This window comes from uncultured Eubacterium sp. (genome assembly GCF_937958975.1).
Classification (GTDB): domain Bacteria; phylum Bacillota; class Clostridia; order Lachnospirales; family Lachnospiraceae; genus Eubacterium_G.
This window is the reverse complement of record NZ_CALGRE010000022.1, coordinates 1-16,366: the sequence shown is the minus strand read 5'-3', so window position 1 is coordinate 16,366 and position 16,366 is coordinate 1. Positions and strand designations below refer to the sequence as shown.

16 protein-coding genes and 1 tRNA gene are annotated in these 16,366 nt (G+C 34.0%); all 17 read right to left on the bottom strand.

The features are described 5' to 3' along the window. Window positions 1-53 precede the first annotated feature (53 nt). Window positions 54-791 (bottom strand): RNA polymerase sporulation sigma factor SigE, encoded by a 738-nt coding sequence (gene sigE, locus Q5O86_RS03630; protein ID WP_302625788.1) that lies wholly within the window; start codon window positions 789-791, stop codon window positions 54-56. Next, complete coding sequence (locus tag Q5O86_RS03625; protein WP_302625787.1) at window positions 792-1,619, bottom strand: sigma-E processing peptidase SpoIIGA; 828 nt, start codon at window positions 1,617-1,619, stop codon at window positions 792-794. A gap of 267 nt (window positions 1,620-1,886) precedes the next feature. Further along, window positions 1,887-3,032, bottom strand: a complete 1,146-nt coding sequence (locus Q5O86_RS03620; protein ID WP_302625786.1) for a sugar-transfer associated ATP-grasp domain-containing protein — start codon at window positions 3,030-3,032, stop codon at window positions 1,887-1,889. A gap of 188 nt (window positions 3,033-3,220) precedes the next feature. Then, on the bottom strand, window positions 3,221-4,246 hold the full coding sequence (gene ilvC / locus Q5O86_RS03615) for a ketol-acid reductoisomerase (RefSeq protein ID WP_302625785.1): 1,026 nt from the start codon (window positions 4,244-4,246) through the stop codon (window positions 3,221-3,223). Between the two features lie 88 nt (window positions 4,247-4,334). Further along, window positions 4,335-4,817, bottom strand: a complete 483-nt coding sequence (gene ilvN / locus Q5O86_RS03610; protein ID WP_302625784.1) for an acetolactate synthase small subunit — start codon at window positions 4,815-4,817, stop codon at window positions 4,335-4,337. 502 nt (window positions 4,818-5,319) lie between these two features. Beyond that, a tRNA-Thr gene (locus Q5O86_RS03605) sits at window positions 5,320-5,392 on the bottom strand. Window positions 5,393-5,474: 82 nt separating this feature from the next. Next, on the bottom strand, window positions 5,475-6,302 hold the full coding sequence (locus tag Q5O86_RS03600) for an RNA methyltransferase (RefSeq protein WP_302625783.1): 828 nt from the start codon (window positions 6,300-6,302) through the stop codon (window positions 5,475-5,477). Then, window positions 6,295-8,466 carry an ATP-dependent helicase gene (locus tag Q5O86_RS03595; RefSeq protein ID WP_302625782.1) on the bottom strand — a complete coding sequence of 724 codons (2,172 nt, stop codon included), beginning with the start codon at window positions 8,464-8,466 and terminating at the stop codon, window positions 6,295-6,297. The genes Q5O86_RS03600 and Q5O86_RS03595 overlap by 8 nt, the downstream gene beginning before the upstream one ends. A 97-nt stretch (window positions 8,467-8,563) precedes the next feature. Continuing rightward, the gene (locus Q5O86_RS03590; RefSeq protein WP_302625781.1) at window positions 8,564-9,331 is read right to left on the bottom strand and encodes an SDR family oxidoreductase; all 768 of its coding nucleotides are present in this window, start codon (window positions 9,329-9,331) and stop codon (window positions 8,564-8,566) included. A 34-nt stretch (window positions 9,332-9,365) separates the two neighbouring features. Next, on the bottom strand, window positions 9,366-10,103 hold the full coding sequence (gene rlmB / locus Q5O86_RS03585; RefSeq protein ID WP_302625780.1) for a 23S rRNA (guanosine(2251)-2'-O)-methyltransferase RlmB: 738 nt from the start codon (window positions 10,101-10,103) through the stop codon (window positions 9,366-9,368). Between the two features lie 25 nt (window positions 10,104-10,128). Further along, the gene (locus tag Q5O86_RS03580; protein ID WP_302625779.1) at window positions 10,129-10,578 is read right to left on the bottom strand and encodes a Mini-ribonuclease 3; all 450 of its coding nucleotides are present in this window, start codon (window positions 10,576-10,578) and stop codon (window positions 10,129-10,131) included. A gap of 12 nt (window positions 10,579-10,590) precedes the next feature. Continuing rightward, complete coding sequence (gene cysS / locus Q5O86_RS03575; RefSeq protein WP_302625778.1) at window positions 10,591-12,003, bottom strand: cysteine--tRNA ligase; 1,413 nt, start codon at window positions 12,001-12,003, stop codon at window positions 10,591-10,593. Window positions 12,004-12,032: 29 nt separating this feature from the next. Next, window positions 12,033-13,052 carry a GNAT family N-acetyltransferase gene (locus Q5O86_RS03570; protein WP_302625777.1) on the bottom strand — a complete coding sequence of 340 codons (1,020 nt, stop codon included), beginning with the start codon at window positions 13,050-13,052 and terminating at the stop codon, window positions 12,033-12,035. A 12-nt stretch (window positions 13,053-13,064) separates the two neighbouring features. After that, window positions 13,065-13,976 (bottom strand): DUF2156 domain-containing protein, encoded by a 912-nt coding sequence (locus Q5O86_RS03565; protein ID WP_302625776.1) that lies wholly within the window; start codon window positions 13,974-13,976, stop codon window positions 13,065-13,067. 1 nt (window position 13,977) lies between these two features. Continuing rightward, window positions 13,978-14,451, bottom strand: a complete 474-nt coding sequence (gene ispF / locus Q5O86_RS03560) for a 2-C-methyl-D-erythritol 2,4-cyclodiphosphate synthase (RefSeq protein ID WP_302625775.1) — start codon at window positions 14,449-14,451, stop codon at window positions 13,978-13,980. Between the two features lie 180 nt (window positions 14,452-14,631). Further along, window positions 14,632-15,555 carry a Fic family protein gene (locus Q5O86_RS03555; protein ID WP_368074731.1) on the bottom strand — a complete coding sequence of 308 codons (924 nt, stop codon included), beginning with the start codon at window positions 15,553-15,555 and terminating at the stop codon, window positions 14,632-14,634. A 130-nt stretch (window positions 15,556-15,685) separates the two neighbouring features. After that, a complete protein-coding gene (locus tag Q5O86_RS03550) occupies window positions 15,686-15,871 on the bottom strand; it encodes a hypothetical protein (RefSeq protein ID WP_302625774.1) in 186 nt (61 codons plus the stop codon). Window positions 15,872-16,366: the final 495 nt, after the last annotated feature.

Here is a 16,366-nt window from a genome sequence, read left to right as displayed (position 1 = left end):
TTACATAAATATAATTGCCCAATTTATGGCTCTCTATACAAATATGAAATTAGTTATTCAAATTTTAAAATTTCTCTTTTTAATCTTTTGATAATCTTTTTTTCGAGTCTGGAAATATATGATTGAGAAATTCCCAGTGTATCTGCCACCTCCTTCTGCGTCATTTCTTCTCCGTCCAAATTATTGAGACCATATCGCATCTGAACAATAATCTTTTCCCGGTGATTTAATTTTTCAATTGCCTTATATAATAATTTTTTCTCAACTTCATTTTCAATTCCCCTTGAGATAACATCTTCATCAGTGCCTAAAATGTCTGACAATAAAAGCTCATTTCCATCCCAATCCACATTTAACGGTTCGTCGATAGAAACTTCTAACTTCGTCTTATTATTTTTCCTTAAATACATAAGTATTTCATTTTCTATACATCTTGATGCATAGGTCGCCAGTTTAATATTCTTATCCGGATTGAATGTATTTATGCCTTTAATCAACCCTATTGTTCCGATGGAAATCAAATCTTCCACCCCCACTCCTGTATTATCAAACTTTTTTGCTATGTACACCACAAGCCTTAAATTGTGTTCAATCAGTGTAGACCTCGCTTCCATGTCCTCTTCATCAATTAGTTTTCTGATACATTCTGACTCCTCATCCGTTTCCAAAGGAGGGGGCAATACTTCATTTCCCCCTATATAATGTAAATCTCCTTCACTCGGTATTAAAATCCCTCGTAAAATCGGTAAATTTCTTATATTAATTGCTGTTTTTATTGTCTCTAAAAGCATTCACTTCTCCTTTTCAAATAAATTAGGGTTCAGTATCATTTCGTATTTATTATTCTGGCTCAATTTTCCATTATAAATTCCTATAATTGCTTTCTCAATTTCAATACCATCTACACTGATTTTGTCTGCGATAAAAGCCTCCAATAAACCATGCTTTTTCCCTACAGAATTATAAGGAATCAGCAAATATTTTATTGTCTCATTTTTGAATTGATTTACAGTGCTTTTTTCAACAATGGATACAGGTTTTCCCGTCATTGGTTCAACAAGACTGTTTCCTGTATCTCTCAATGCCTTTAATTCTATTTCCTTGCTTCCGAGTACAACAGAAACCTTATAAATATTTCCAAGATTTTTTATGTATTTGGTGATACTGTCTGAATATTTTTTAATTACAATGCATAGAGTCACACCTATTATCAATACTATGAAGATATTAATTTTTCCATAATATGTACTGTTTGCGCGCCTGACAATATTTTGGCTACCATCAAAACCATAATAGAGTAAATTTATAATTCCATTCATGAAAAAGGTAATCCCATAAAGAATAATTATATTTTTTAAATTATCCTTAATCGTTTGTTTTCCCAGTGATATCCATAGCATAATTTCCGATATAACTATGTATGTTAAAAAATAAATCATTCCCCCTTTCATATTGAACACTAACAAAATCACTGCATACAACGCACCTATAATTGACGAAATTATTCCCCTGACAACAGCCTTTTTGCTTTTGACTATTATTTCCAGAATCAGTATTACAAGAAAATCCATCAGAAAATTAAATCCAAAATAAACATCAATATAAATATTCTGTGTCATCATCATCCCCTTTTGAATTTATTATAAAAATAATTCCTCGAAAAGTCTGTCGAAGTGAGAATGAATTGTCCAAAAGTTATCGACAAAAATAACCAATGGTACACATTCGCCAAAATCAATATCAATTACACTTTTAGACTATATGCGGTCATCAAAGCGCTTTCGTCAGATAATTGCTTTTTCTTCATCACTTATAAAAAAATCGTGTGTAGAAAAATTTACACACGATTTTTTATAGAAATTACTTCCAAGCTCAACAAAGAGCCCTTATTTTCTATTAATTTTAAATAACTTTTTATTGTATTTATTTGATAAAAATGGATAATGCGGTTCAATGACTCTAACCTGTCCATGACTATTAATTTCCAAAATATCAAATCCATAATCAGTTGGAATAATATCTACACAAAGATATGGTGTCATTGGCACATATCCACACACATCCTTTACCAATTTTTTTAATTCTTCCCAGTTTTCTACCTGGAATCCCTCAAGGTTCACTCCTGTATCCGGATGATTTTTTATTTTTCTGTAACAATATTCATTTTCTTTGTATATAGGCTCAAATGACTTTCCTTCATCCAAAGTCAAGCCTACATATATAGTTCCACTGAAATCGGTAACAACACCTGCATTTTTACAGCCTAGTCTAAGAATAACAGCTGTAATCTGTGGACCATCATTTTCATCATATATAGCAATAATTCTCATTACTGCAAATGCATCATCACCACATATTTCTCTAATTTTTTTATGTGGAATTACATAATCTGTAATAATATAATTATCTAATGATTTAATAATTTCTTTCAATTCATCTAATGATTTCTTCTCATTATTTACTAAATAAAAACCTTCTTTTTTCTCAAACTTATAAAAACCTGTTCCATGACCACCAATTACTGCCTTTGCTGCTATTGGTCTTTCATTTACTAATTTTACAATATCTTCAACTTTTCCATTTTTCTTTTCTTCTACATCTAAAGGAAGAATTTTTCCGCTTCTTACATAATAGTAATGTTTTGGCAAATATTTGTTAAAAGGTTTCAATAAATAATATGTATTTAATTTGTTTTCAGCCCACTGACAATATTCCGTATTCATATAATTATCTTTTCCGAAAAAATCAAAGTCTGAAATATAATTTTGATAATTTTCCTTATTTATTCCATACCACTGAAGTTTGTAAGACAAAATTCCCTGTTCGTGAAACCACTTTTTCTCTTCCTTTGTAGCTCCTTCAAAATCTAACCAATCATAAGTATACATTTCCGCTACTCTATCTATTCTAAAATCAGCTACTTGTTTTCTTCTTGCAATCTTTCTATATCTGTAATAAGTATACTTATATTTAAAACCGCCCTCAAATTTCAGTGCTCTTTTAATATCTCCTAATTGTGCTCTTATTCCCATTATAAGAATCCTCCCTTTTGTTATTTCCATAACATTATAAGTCTTTCAAGTTACAAACACAATACTTTTTTCTTTGGTTATTATAGTTTTATTGATATAATCATAAAAGAACACATTGCGGCTTGTGCTTGCACAAAAACCGCAATGTGTTCTTTTATTGTAAGTATTCACTTGAAAAAAGTTTTTACTTAGTTGTTGATTAATTTTCCGCTCTCATCATTCCAGCTGTAAAGTTTTCTGATTTCTTCTCCAACTTTCTCTGCCGGATGCTCTGATGCTAATTTTCTCATTGCCTTGAAGTGTACCTGACGTCCTGCATCTGACATATCAAGTAAAAATTCTTTTGCAAATGAACCATCCTGAATATCTGAAAGAACTTTCTTCATTGCTTTCTTTGTTTCTTCTGTTATAATCTTTGGTCCTGTTATATAATCACCATATTCTGCTGTATTTGAGATAGAATATCTCATTCCTGCAAAACCTGACTGATAAATGAGGTCAACAATCAACTTCATTTCATGAATACATTCAAAATATGCATTTCTTGGGTCATATCCTGCTTCTGTTAATGTCTCAAAACCTGCCTGCATAAGTGCACAAACACCACCACAAAGTACAGCCTGTTCACCGAAAAGGTCTGTCTCTGTTTCTGTTCTGAATGTTGTTTCAAGAACACCTGCTCTTGCTCCACCGATAGCTAATGCATATGCCAAAGCTACATCAAGTGCTTTTCCTGTAGCATCCTGTTCTACAGCTACTAAACATGGAACACCTTTTCCTTCCTGATACTCTGAACGTACAGTATGTCCAGGTCCTTTTGGTGCAATCATCGTAACATCAACATCTGCCGGTGGAACAATACATCCAAAATGAATGTTGAAACCATGAGCAAACATTAACATATTTCCTGCTTCAAGGTTTGGCTCGATATCTTTTTTATACATATCAGCCTGTTTTTCATCATTGATAAGAATCATAATGATATCAGCCTTCTTAGCAGCCTCTGCTGTTGTGTATACTTCAAATCCCTGAGCTTCAGCTTTTGCCCATGACTTGCTTCCCTCATATAATCCAATGATAACATTGCATCCTGATTCTTTAGCATTTAACGCATGTGCATGACCCTGGCTACCATAACCAATAACTGCAATTGTCTTACCTTCTAACAATGAAAGATTACAATCTTCCTGATAATAGATTTTTGCTTCTGACATAATTGTCGCCTCCATTTGTAATTTTAATTTATTTTCATATGGAATGTATAAGTTTACTATTCATACTATCCATATAATGCTATCTAACTTATTTTTTTCCTCTTGAAAGACCTGTAATACCGGTTCTAACCAATTCTAATATTTCGTAATCTTCCAAAAGACTTAAAAATGCTGAAAGTTTTGACTGGCTTCCTGTAATTTCAATCATTACACTATCCTTAGCAACATCTACAATATTTGCTCTAAAAATTTCTGTCATAGCCATAACCTGCTGCCTCTGTGCAGCATCTGTTTTAATTTTTACAAGAATCAGCTCTCTTGTAACTGAATTATTTGATTCGAGAACATCAACTCTTCTGACATCCTCTAGCTTTGTAATCTGCTTAATAATCTGTTCCAAAATAGCATCATCTCCGGTAACGACAATGGTCATTCTGGAATATTTCGGATTTTCTGTCTCACCGACGGTTAAGCTATCGATATTGTAACCTCTTCTGCTGAATAATCCTGCTATTCTGTTCAATACACCTGATGTATTGTCTACTAAAACTGATAATACCTTTTTATTCATATGTACATCCTCTTTTCTCAGATTTAATGCTCATAATATAATAGCACATATAATTTTGTGTTGCAATATTTACACTAAAAATATTTAAGGAATCAATATAAATGCAACTCAAAGACTTTCAGTCTTTTTCGTCGCTGGCTTCGCTTCTCTTTCTTTTTTGCATAAGCAATGCAACTCAAAGACTTTCAGTCTTTTTCGTCGCTGGCTTCGCTTCTCTTTCTTTTTTGCATGAGCAATGCAACTCAAAGACTTTCGTCTTTTTCGTCGCTGGCTTCGCTTCTCTTTCTTTTTTGCATGAGCAATGCAACTCAAAGACTTTCAGTCTTTTTCGTCGCTGGCTTCGCTTCTCTTTCTTTTTTACATGAGCAATGCAACTCAAAGACTTTCGTCTTTTTCGTCGCTGGCTTCGCCAGATATGAATAAAAACACATAGACTCTTTTGAAAGCAAGCTTTCAACGAGTCTATGTGTTTTTATTCATGCATTGCTCATGCCTATACGAAAGCTGCCAACGGGATTTGAACCCGTGGCCTCCGCCTTACCAAGGCGACGCTCTACCTCCTGAGCCATGGCAGCCTGTCTTGCGACTTAAAAATAATATCATATTACATTGAATTTTACAATATATTAAATTTTATTCTTTTAATAAAGAATTTTTCTATGAGATATTTCTCGAGAGCTGCCAAAAAGCTACTGCGCTGGCAGCTGCAACATTGAGTGAATCCACACCGTGAGACATTGGAATACAAACGGTGTAATCACTATCCCTAATTGTCTGCTCTGTCAATCCTTCTCCTTCTGTCCCTAAAATTATTGCGAGTTTTTCTTCATTCATTAACCGGGAATCATCTATACTCACAGCCTCACTACTCAGTGCCATTGCCGCTGTTTTAAATCCTAAATGGTGTAATAGTTCTATATCTGTCTGCATTGATTTTGCCCCCTCCAAATATGTCCATGGTATCTGAAATACTGTTCCCATACTCACTCTTATGGCACGACGATATAAAGGATTACTACAAGCGGATGTCAATAATACTGCATCAATATTAAGTGCAGCGGCGGAACGGAAAATTGCCCCTATATTGGTAGGATTCATAATATTTTCCAGTACGGCAATACGTTTTGCAGTTCTGCACACATCCTCAACCTTCTGCAGTTTTGGACGATACATTGCACACAGCATACCACGGGTCAATTGAAATCCCGTAAGCTGTGTCAATACATCAAACTCTGCTGTATAGACTGGAATATTACCACAACGTTCAATAATGTTCTTTGCCTGGCTTTCCACATGTTTCTGTTCTAATAATAAAGAAATCGGAATACATCCGGAATCTAACGCACGTTCAATGACCTTAGGACTTTCTGCAATAAATATCCCCTTTTGAGGTTCATGGCGATTTAATAACTGAGCCTCTGTAAATCTTGCATAAATATCCAGTTCCGGTGCGAAAAAGTCAGTGATTTGAATAATATTAGACATTTGTTTTTCCTGTTCCTTTCACTTCTAACTTTACCCGGAATGAAATTTTTCTTGCCGTATCCATCCCTAGGAATTGTATCAAATAAGCCGAATTATCATTATCTATTTCCTGCACGACACCTTCACCAAAAACTCTATGAATCACTCTTGTTCCTACTTGAATTATATTCTTCTGTTCATCCATCATCAAAAATTTCTTTCTGAGTTGTATGTAATTTCCAGCCTCTTTCAAAAGACCTTCATCTGGCTTTTCAGTATATTCTAACAAATTGGGGGCTATATCTAAAATAAATCTCGACGGATATCTCGGTGTTCCATCAAAATTTCTTCCCTCTGCTTCAGAAATATATAATCTTTTTTCTGCCCTTGTAATAGCAACAAACGCCAATCTCCGCTCTTCTTCCATTCCTTCTAACGTGCTTGTCTTTCTGGACGGAAATATCCCCTCATTCATACCAAATAAAAATACATACGGAAATTCCAATCCCTTTGCCGTATGTACCGTCATCAATTTCACTTTATCATTTTCGTCTTTCACATCTGAGTTTGTAAAAAGTGCAATATGATTCAAATAGTGTTCTAAAGTACATTCCTCTCCACATGTAATTTCATATTCGTATACCGACTGTTTTAATTCTGCCAGATTATCCAGACGTTCCTGACTACCTTCTGTCCTTAACATTTTCTCATACTCGCTATCATTTAATATCATTGATAACACTTCCGAAATTGGCCTTTCTTCATACCCATGTGCAAATCTCTCTATGAGATTAATAAATTTTTTGGCCCCTGTTCCACGAAACATATCCTCTTCTACGGTTTGGCAAAGCGCCTCATATAAAGAGCAGGAATTTTTTTCTGAATATTCCTTTAGAAATGCCACTCTTCGTTTCCCAATATTTCTTTTCGGCAGGTTACAGATACGAAGAAATGACAAGTCATCCTGAAACACAATCATTCTCAGATAAGATAATGCATCCTTAATTTCCATTCTGGAAAAAAACTGTACTCCGCTATAAATATTATAAGGAATTTCTGCCTTTAAAAAAGCTTCCTCAACTGTCCTTGTAACATAATGCGCTCTATATAATACAGTGATATCTTTATAACGGATACCTTTATCATGCATTTCTTTGACTTTTTCTGCAATCCACACTGCCTCAGATAACGAATTTTTCCCATGATGACATACCACCGTATTCCCATTATCTAATATAGGAATTAAATCCTTTACCATTCTCTGCCTATTGTTTGATATCAGTGAATTGGCAACATTCAAAATCTGAGGAGTAGAACGATAGTTTTTCATCATCATAATTGTCTTTGTATTGGCAAAGTGTTTATCAAACTCCAATAGATATTTTACATTCGCTCCCCGCCATGTATAAATTGTCTGGTCAGGGTCCCCGACTACAAATAAATTTTTATGATATGAACAAAGCACCGACATTAACTGATATTGAAGCCGGTCAATATCCTGAAACTCGTCAATCATAATATATTCCAGTCTTTGCTGCCATTTTAACTTTATGTCTTCATTTTCTTCAAAAATATATAGCGAAAACTTAATTAAATCATTATAATCCAGCCCAAAACATTTCTTTTCCTGATATAGGTAACCATAAAAAATAATATCATGGATATCAACTGCACTCTCATACTTTTCCTTGAGAGTATTGATAGACATATGTATCAAATCCAGATAATACAAAGGTTCTTTCCATAACTTTTTTATTTCTATCATGTCCCTTGCCTTAGAAAAAGTCATATCCCGCAATGTAAGTCCACGTTCCTCATAAATAATCTTTAGCATCGCATCAATGTCAGAATTGTCAAGTACCAAAAAACTTTTTGGATATGAGACGGCATAACTGTCCTCCTGCAAAATAGAGACACAAAATCCATGAAATGTATTGATATATCCTGTATCATTATCACCTGTCAGATTATGAATACGCTGTCTCATTTCGTTTGCCGATTTATTTGTAAAAGTTACACACAAAATATTTCCCGGCAATATTCCAAGATTATTTACAAGATATGCAAATCTATGGGACAACGCACGAGTCTTTCCTGAACCTGCTCCCGCAATCACTCGTACAAACCCCTCTGTAGATGTCACAGCATCTCGTTGTTCCTCGTTTAAATCTTCTAATATATCCATATTATACCTCGAACATTTGTTCTTGTTATTATATACAATCCTATTCCCAAAGTCAATATGAATTCATCCATCTGCCTTTTGTTTATTATAATTTATTCTATTTTTCTATCTTTTTTCTCTGTTGTCTTGCAACAATTCTCGTCAGCACATTTTCCGGCATCACTTTTTGTCCTGCGATGCAAAGTTTCATTTTTGCTGACGGGACAATAATCACCTTTCTTTTTTTCATTCCCAACAGCGCTTCCTTTACGCAAAGTTTGGATGTGATACCTTTTAAGGCAAACACTACACCTGCCCTATTATTAAACTCTGTATCTACCGGTCCAGGACAAAGTGCTCCCAGATAAATGTTACTGCCTTTTGCCCTAAGTTCTTCTGCAACCGCTTTTGTCAGGCTTACCACATATGCCTTCGATGCATAATACGCCGCCATGTAGGGACCCGACGGAAATAGTCCTGCTGATGAAGCAATATTTAATATACGCCCATACCCCTGTTTTTCCATTTTGCAAAGCATCTTTTTAAATAGAATATGCATTGCACAAACATTAACCTGAATCATAGAAATTTCTTTCCCTAAATCCGTCTCTGCAAAACAACCACATGTCCCGAATCCGGCATTATTGATAAAAATATCTACTCTGCTTTTTTCAATCTTTTCAAACAACTGATAACATTCATATTCCTGAGACAAATCCGCAATGATAATACGACAAGGAACCTTTAATTCTCCCTTTAATTTTTTTAATCGTTCTTCTCTCCTTGCCGTTAAGATAAGTTGATATCCCATTTTTGCAAATATTCTTGCGAACTCCATTCCAATACCCGAACTGGCACCTGTAATCACTGCTGTTTTTCTTTTCATCTTTTCTCCATTCATAAAAATTCACTCTTAATGATTACATTCTCTGCCTTACAATCTCATATGCCAATACGCCTGCTGCTACCGATGCATTCAACGAATCAATATCTCCAAACATTGGAACCTTTGCTACGAAATCACACTTTTCTTTTACAAGCCTGCTGACACCTTTCCCTTCATTTCCAATAACCAATCCGATTGAACCTTTTAAATCAAGGTCATACATTGTCGTGCCATCCATATCCGCACATACAAACCACAACCCTTTATCTTTCAATTCTTCTATCGTCTTTGAAATATTTGTCACCTTTGCCACCGGTGTATAATTTATTGCCCCTGCCGACGCCTTAACAACAGTTGCCGTAAGTCCCGATGCCCTGTGTTTTGGGATAATCACCCCATGAGCGCCGGCTAAATTTGCTGTTCTTATAATAGCTCCAAGATTATGCGGGTCCTCTATGTCATCTAAAAGAATAATAAACGGAGATTCTCCCTTTTCCTCTGCTTTCTTTAAAATATCATCTACCGAAGCATAGTCATATGCCGCAATATATGCGATAACCCCCTGATGTTTTCCCGTCTCAGACATCTGGTCTAATCTCTCCCGTTTCACATAATGAATCACTGTATCATTTTTCTTTGCTTCACGCAGAACTGTATTCATAGAACCTTCCTTGCAATGTTCTAAAACAAACAGCTTGTCTACCGTTTTTCCCGCACGATAAGCCTCAATGACTGCATTTCTTCCCTCTATCACAAATTCCTCGTATCTCATTATAACCTCTAATTCTCACAATAATTTATTTGCTTTGCTCCTGCGTCATCTTATGGAATCTCTTAATTCCTTCTTTTATTAACTCCATCATTCTCTGGGACTGTCCTGTCAGATATAGCCACCCCATTAACGCTTCAAATCCTGTGGCTGTCCTATAATCAGACATAGAAGCATTTTTTGCTCTTGTCACTGCTTTCGCATTCCGTCCCCTTTTATAAATTGTCTGTTCTTCCTCTGTAAGCATGTCTTCCAATAGGTGTATCATTTTTGCCTGACTTCCGGCTTTCACTAATTCCGAAGCTGCTCTATGTATTTTGTTCACCTGTCTGTTTGCCTCGTCGACAATGATTGTTCTCACGACAATCTCATAAATACCATCACCTATATAGGCAAGGGTTAAAGGAGAATAGTCTGTAATATGAATCTCCTTTAACCCCATATTCCGCTTAATAATCTCAAACAAATCCGACGTCATTTTTCATTCACCTTAGTTTCTGCTCCACTTTGTTCCCTCTCTCGTATCTTTGAGAACAATACCTTTCCCTGCCAATTCTTCACGGATTTTGTCTGCCAGCGCAAAATCTCTATCTTTCTTCGCCTGTGCACGCTTAGCAATCATCTCCTCAATGTATTCCTCATCTCCTACTGTCTGAGTTTCCTTTTCTAAAATAATTCCCAACACATCACATAATTTAGATAACATCTTATATAATGTCTTTGCAAATTCTTTTGTCGAATTTTCATTTACTTTACTATTCGAGAATTTTACAAGTTCAAAAACTGCCGTAATTGCGTTCGCAGTATTACAGTCATCATCCATAGCCTCGTCAAATTTAACAACAAAGCTCTCTGACTCTTGTATGAGACTCTTTTCCTGCTCTGTCATTCCATCTTCTTTACCATTCGCCATAACATCGCGAAGTTTTTCCCCTGCCGTTGTAATTCTCTCTAAGCCATTTTTCGCCGATTCCATAAGAGAATCACTAAAATTCAGAGGACTTCTATAATGGGCACTGAGCATAAAAAATCTTAAAACCTGCAAATCATATTTTTCTGCAATATCCCTTACCGTAAAGAAATTTCCAAGAGATTTTGACATCTTTTTATTATCAATGTTTAAAAATCCATTATGCATCCAATATTTTGAAAACTGACATCCATTGGCTGCTTCACTCTGGGCAACCTCATTTTCATGATGCGGAAAAATCAAATCCTCACCACCTGCATGTATATCAATCTCATCACCGAGATATTTTTTGGACATCACAGAACACTCAATATGCCATCCGGGTCTTCCGTCACTCCAAGGAGATTTCCATGCCGGTTCCCCCTCTTTTTTTGGCTTCCAAAGAACAAAATCCAATGGGTCTTCCTTAGATTCTTCTCCTGCCACCTTAATATCTCTGTGTCCTGCTTCTAAATCGTCAATATTTTTCTTCGACAACTTTCCATACTCGTCGAATTTTCTTGTTCTAAAATAAACGGTACCGTCAGCATTATAGGCATATCCCTTGTCAATCAATGTCTGTATCATATCAATCATTCCGTCGATTTCCTGTGTCGCCAATGGATGTGTCGTAGCCGGTTTCACATTCATTCCCGCCATATCTTTTTTACATTCTGCAATATATCTCTGTGATATCTCCTCGGCTGTGCTGCCTTCTTCTATTGCTTTTTTTATTATCTTATCATCCACATCCGTAAAATTGGATACATAATTCACTTCATATCCCTTATATTCCAGATATCTTCTAAATGTATCAAAAATAATCATTGGTCTTGCATTTCCGATATGTATCAGATTATATACTGTCGGTCCACACACATACATCCTTACTTTTCCCTCTTCAATCGGGACAAAATCTTCTTTCGTTTTTGATAATGTGTTATAAATTTTCATATTGTACTCCTTGTTCATTTATTTATCATTTATACATAATCATGAATAAAAAAGCTATCTTTTTTACACACTTTTGGCAGCCCTGAAATCTGTTTATACCCAAAAATATGTGCTGTAAGTTCTCCTATAGTTATATCAAAATCGGGAGTTTTTTCTATATCCTCTCTCCCTTTTTTTTCGAATTTTACACTTCCATGGGTTTCTGACATCACAAAATATCCATTATTTTCGTTAATCATAGGGTCAGATATTTTAAAAACAATTTCTTTAAAGTTTTTAAAGGCAAACATTCTGAGTGTCTTTCTTATATTAATAATTCTCGCCATAATATAAGGTTTTCTAATGTCACCTTCCCAGCTGAGAAACTGTATACTATTATCTAAAACTTCCTCAAATATTTCATTATCAATCCATATTCTATAGCCGACAATTACTTTATTTTCTACATATATGTCGATATGTCCGCCTTCAACATCAATAAGCTCTTTTATCCGCTTAAAATACTCTAAATCCTTTGATAATACCACGCTATATTTGTTATAAGCCGTAGACTGTGCAAAAATTGATAACTTTACCAAATCTGAATTTTCAGCTTTTCTCAGGATAAGCGAATGTGTGGCCTTTCTTCTATGCTCTATTGGTGCAATTTCCATTTTATCCATAACATATTGAAAACCAAATTTTTCATATATTTTTGCATTTTTCTCATTCGAGGGTATCAGATAAGTAAATGCATCCATGTTTTCATACATTTTTTTCAGTATTTCAGAAAATAATTCTGTGATAAATCCTTTATTACGATATCCGTTAAAAGTTGCCACTCCATAGATATACATCACATTCGTTTTTAAAGAACCCATAACAACATTTTTCGGCACAAGGTGAACTGCTGAGACGATTTCACCATCAATTTCTTTAACTAAAACTTCGTTGTGAGGAAGACATTTCGCAAAATAATAATCGGTAAACTCCTGTCCATCCTCATAAAAACAGTGTTCATAAAGGGGTCTGATATTTTGTTTTTCAAAATTTTCAAGCAATTTTATCATAATAACTCTCTCTTACTTTTGAATAATCGTGTATTTTTCAACCATATATATAGGATTATATGACTTTTTTGACTTTCTTAGTCCTTCGATTCCCATATCATCTTCTCTGTTTTCCCTGCCCGCCTGTGGAAATGCCTCTTTTAAAAACTGACTGCATATAAATGGATAAAGACCTCTTATATTGGGATTTGCCTTTTCTACCGGAATATAAACCATGTCTTCCTCTGCATAATAATTTCCCAGTGTAAACGCCTGCAATACTCCGTCAATATATACACCACCCATTTTGTAATCTAAATATTGTTCATTCTCCAACAAAAACTTTACTCCTCTGGCTTCGCTGTCAATAAACTCATGTTCCTCTGAGTGCTCTTTTGTCTCTTTCCATTTTTCAATAAACTCTAATATTTCTTTTTTATTCTCTGCCGAAAGCAGTTTAAATTGATATCTGCCTTCATAATCACGCAAAAAAGCATTATAATGGTTTTTCTTTTTATGATATTTCTTTCCACTAAATGTCCTAAGCTTCTCTGCATCATATACATAATCGTAATATGTTCTGTCAGGAATAATTAAATAATCTTTTTCCGGAAGTTCCAGAATTTCAACCGCTTCTTTATCTACAACGTACATGGTAAGTTTCTTTTTTAAGACGTCATTAAAATATTTCTGTGTCTCTGAAAAGCACTCTCTCAAATCTTCTTTTTTACAGCATGGAATTGCAGAATAGTATTGACCGTCTGCACTCCTCGCCACCCACATCAATCCTTTATCATTCGTAAAATATTTTGTGGGATAACAATTTTCCCACAAAAACAAATCAAGCAGATTACTATCCGCAGTTTCCGGTCTCCTCATTCTATAATACTTATCAAGTTTTGCGTAATCTTTTACTTTTATTGTCTGTAAATCATATGTCTTCATATTAACCTTCTTCCAATAAAACTATTGCCTGAGAAGATATACCCAGTCCTTCTCCCGTAAATCCCAAACCTTCCTCTGTCGTAGCTTTCACACAAACCTTATTCTTCCCGATATTTAAAGCTTCTGCAATATTTTCTATCATTTTATCACGATATGGTGCCAGCTTTGGTCTCTGGCAAATAATCGTAGCATCAATATTTCCAATCGTATAATGATTTTTTTTTAAGAGTTCTCCCACACGTTTCAACAATTCTATGCTGGAGATTCCTTTATATGCCGGATCAGTGTCCGGAAAATGTTTTCCAATATCACCCAAAGCACCTGCGCCTAACAGTGCATCCATAATAGCATGAACGACCACATCCGCATCAGAATGTCCTAAAAGTCCTTTTTCATAAGGAATTTCCACTCCGCCCAATATCAATTTTCTATTTTCCACTAACTTGTGGACATCATATCCCATTCCGATTCTCATTAACTGCTCCTATAGACTGTAATTTCTCAAATAGATAGTATACCACAATTTTCGATTATTATAAACAAATGAATCTATATATTACTTTAATGTTTTCTATATTTGATTCAAAAATAAATTATAGCCACTATAAAAAGCATTAACGAATGTTTCCGTTAATGCCTTCTAACTAGTTATAATTTATTCTTCTACAAAGTATTCCAACAATTCCTTGTATACATCTTGTGCAGATAAACAAGTATCTATCAAATATCCTCGTTCATTCTCAAACTCTTTTAATCCTCTGTAATAATAGAGTTTATGTCGTTCATCAACAATAAATGGGATTATGTTATGTTTCAAACACTCTTTGAATATTATCAAACGCCCTACTCTACCATTACCATCCTGAAACGGATGTATTTTTTCAAAACGATAATGAAATTCTACAATATTTTCAAAATCAATAGTCTCCTTCTGTTGATATTCAAATAATAATTGTTGCATTTCTTTTTTCACTTTATTAGGAGGGATTGTTTTTGAATCACCTACCATATTTGAACGCTGTTTATAATCTCCAACATTAAACCATTCTAAACGGCTATCGGATGTATTTGATTTTAATATCAAATGGATTTTCTTTACTATATTTTCTGTTAATACGTCTTCTGCACAGTCTAAAATATAATCAAAACACTGAAAATGATTAACTGTTTCTATAATATCATCTATATTAGCAGGTTCTTTCTCTAATCCTATAGTATTAGTTTCATAAATATATCTTGTTTGATCCTCTGTGAGTTTACTTCCCTCCATATGATTAGAGTTATACGCAAGTTTTATTTGTGTATGATGGTAAAGTCCACCCTTTAATTTAATTTGCTTCTCTTCACGCAATCGGTATAACAATGTAGTTTTATCAACTTTTTTTTTCATTTCCATAATATCTCCCGGTTGACAGTGTAGAAAATTACAAATATCCTCAATCACTTTCATAGATATTAGTTCATTTTTTGATAACTTAGCAAGAGTAGCAGTAGAAATTTTTATATTTTGTCTTAACTCTGTTTTTGTAATATTCCTTTGTTCTAATATCTCAAACAGTTTATTATAAAAAATCTTCAAATTTTTCACATCCTTTCTACCGTACAATTATATCATATGTATTTATTTTAGTAAATATAATTTATGTTTTATTTATTTTTCTAAATGCATTTGCCAAGAGACGATTCTTCCATTGCCATTCATATAATAACTATCCCAAATTTACAATTTCCGACTTTATGCCACATTTAGCAATTCCGCAACCATTCCACCATCCGATATTATATGCTTTTATCCCACCAACTTTCATGTTTTCCAATAGTTTTGTAATATCAATATTTTCCATTTTAAAAGCTTCAATAATGTCTGCCTTTTCCGTAACTTCTCCATTCTGCATCTACTTTCCAGCCTTCCTCTATTCGTTTAAACTCTGCACAAATCATAAATTTTTCTCCTTTTTCCAATAATAAAATAATGTAAATTTGTTCAATTAAAATTAGAATATTATATTGTTCTATATATTACCAGATACCTATTTTTTAATTTAAGCATTTGTTTTAAACCAAAATTGGATTTTTGTTTAATTTGCAAAAATAGTCTAAAATCAACTATTTTCGTTTATATAAGTTAAAGAATAAAAAAAGAATGTCAATATTGCCATTCTTTTCTATTGCTAATTATATATATGAATTTAAATACATATTAATTTAAACAATAATTTTATATCAAACCTTTTTAACTTAAATTATTTTTTGTTAATTGTAATTAATTTGCAGATTGTTTGTAGGGTACTACTTACTTTTATATAAAAAAACGGCTCTAAACTTTACTTGGGGGTAAAGTTTAGAGCCGTATTCATTATCTATATAAAAAAAGTAGGCACAGGAGCCCA

What these genes read in the sequence shown, in the direction of transcription:
- sigE (WP_302625788.1), bottom strand. Translation starts at nt 791, where the DNA reads ATGCTTTTAGAGACAATAAAAACAGCAATTAATATAAGAAATTTACCG.
- Q5O86_RS03625 (WP_302625787.1), bottom strand. Translation starts at nt 1,619, where the DNA reads ATGACACAGAATATTTATATTGATGTTTATTTTGGATTTAATTTTCTG.
- Q5O86_RS03620 (WP_302625786.1), bottom strand. Translation starts at nt 3,032, where the DNA reads ATGGGAATAAGAGCACAATTAGGAGATATTAAAAGAGCACTGAAATTT.
- ilvC (WP_302625785.1), bottom strand. Translation starts at nt 4,246, where the DNA reads ATGTCAGAAGCAAAAATCTATTATCAGGAAGATTGTAATCTTTCATTG.
- ilvN (WP_302625784.1), bottom strand. Translation starts at nt 4,817, where the DNA reads ATGAATAAAAAGGTATTATCAGTTTTAGTAGACAATACATCAGGTGTA.
- Q5O86_RS03600 (WP_302625783.1), bottom strand. Translation starts at nt 6,302, where the DNA reads ATGTCTAATATTATTCAAATCACTGACTTTTTCGCACCGGAACTGGAT.
- Q5O86_RS03595 (WP_302625782.1), bottom strand. Translation starts at nt 8,466, where the DNA reads ATGGATATATTAGAAGATTTAAACGAGGAACAACGAGATGCTGTGACA.
- Q5O86_RS03590 (WP_302625781.1), bottom strand. Translation starts at nt 9,331, where the DNA reads ATGAAAAGAAAAACAGCAGTGATTACAGGTGCCAGTTCGGGTATTGGA.
- rlmB (WP_302625780.1), bottom strand. Translation starts at nt 10,103, where the DNA reads ATGAGATACGAGGAATTTGTGATAGAGGGAAGAAATGCAGTCATTGAG.
- Q5O86_RS03580 (WP_302625779.1), bottom strand. Translation starts at nt 10,578, where the DNA reads ATGACGTCGGATTTGTTTGAGATTATTAAGCGGAATATGGGGTTAAAG.
- cysS (WP_302625778.1), bottom strand. Translation starts at nt 12,003, where the DNA reads ATGAAAATTTATAACACATTATCAAAAACGAAAGAAGATTTTGTCCCG.
- Q5O86_RS03570 (WP_302625777.1), bottom strand. Translation starts at nt 13,052, where the DNA reads ATGATAAAATTGCTTGAAAATTTTGAAAAACAAAATATCAGACCCCTT.
- Q5O86_RS03565 (WP_302625776.1), bottom strand. Translation starts at nt 13,976, where the DNA reads ATGAAGACATATGATTTACAGACAATAAAAGTAAAAGATTACGCAAAA.
- ispF (WP_302625775.1), bottom strand. Translation starts at nt 14,451, where the DNA reads ATGAGAATCGGAATGGGATATGATGTCCACAAGTTAGTGGAAAATAGA.
- Q5O86_RS03550 (WP_302625774.1), bottom strand. Translation starts at nt 15,871, where the DNA reads ATGCAGAATGGAGAAGTTACGGAAAAGGCAGACATTATTGAAGCTTTT.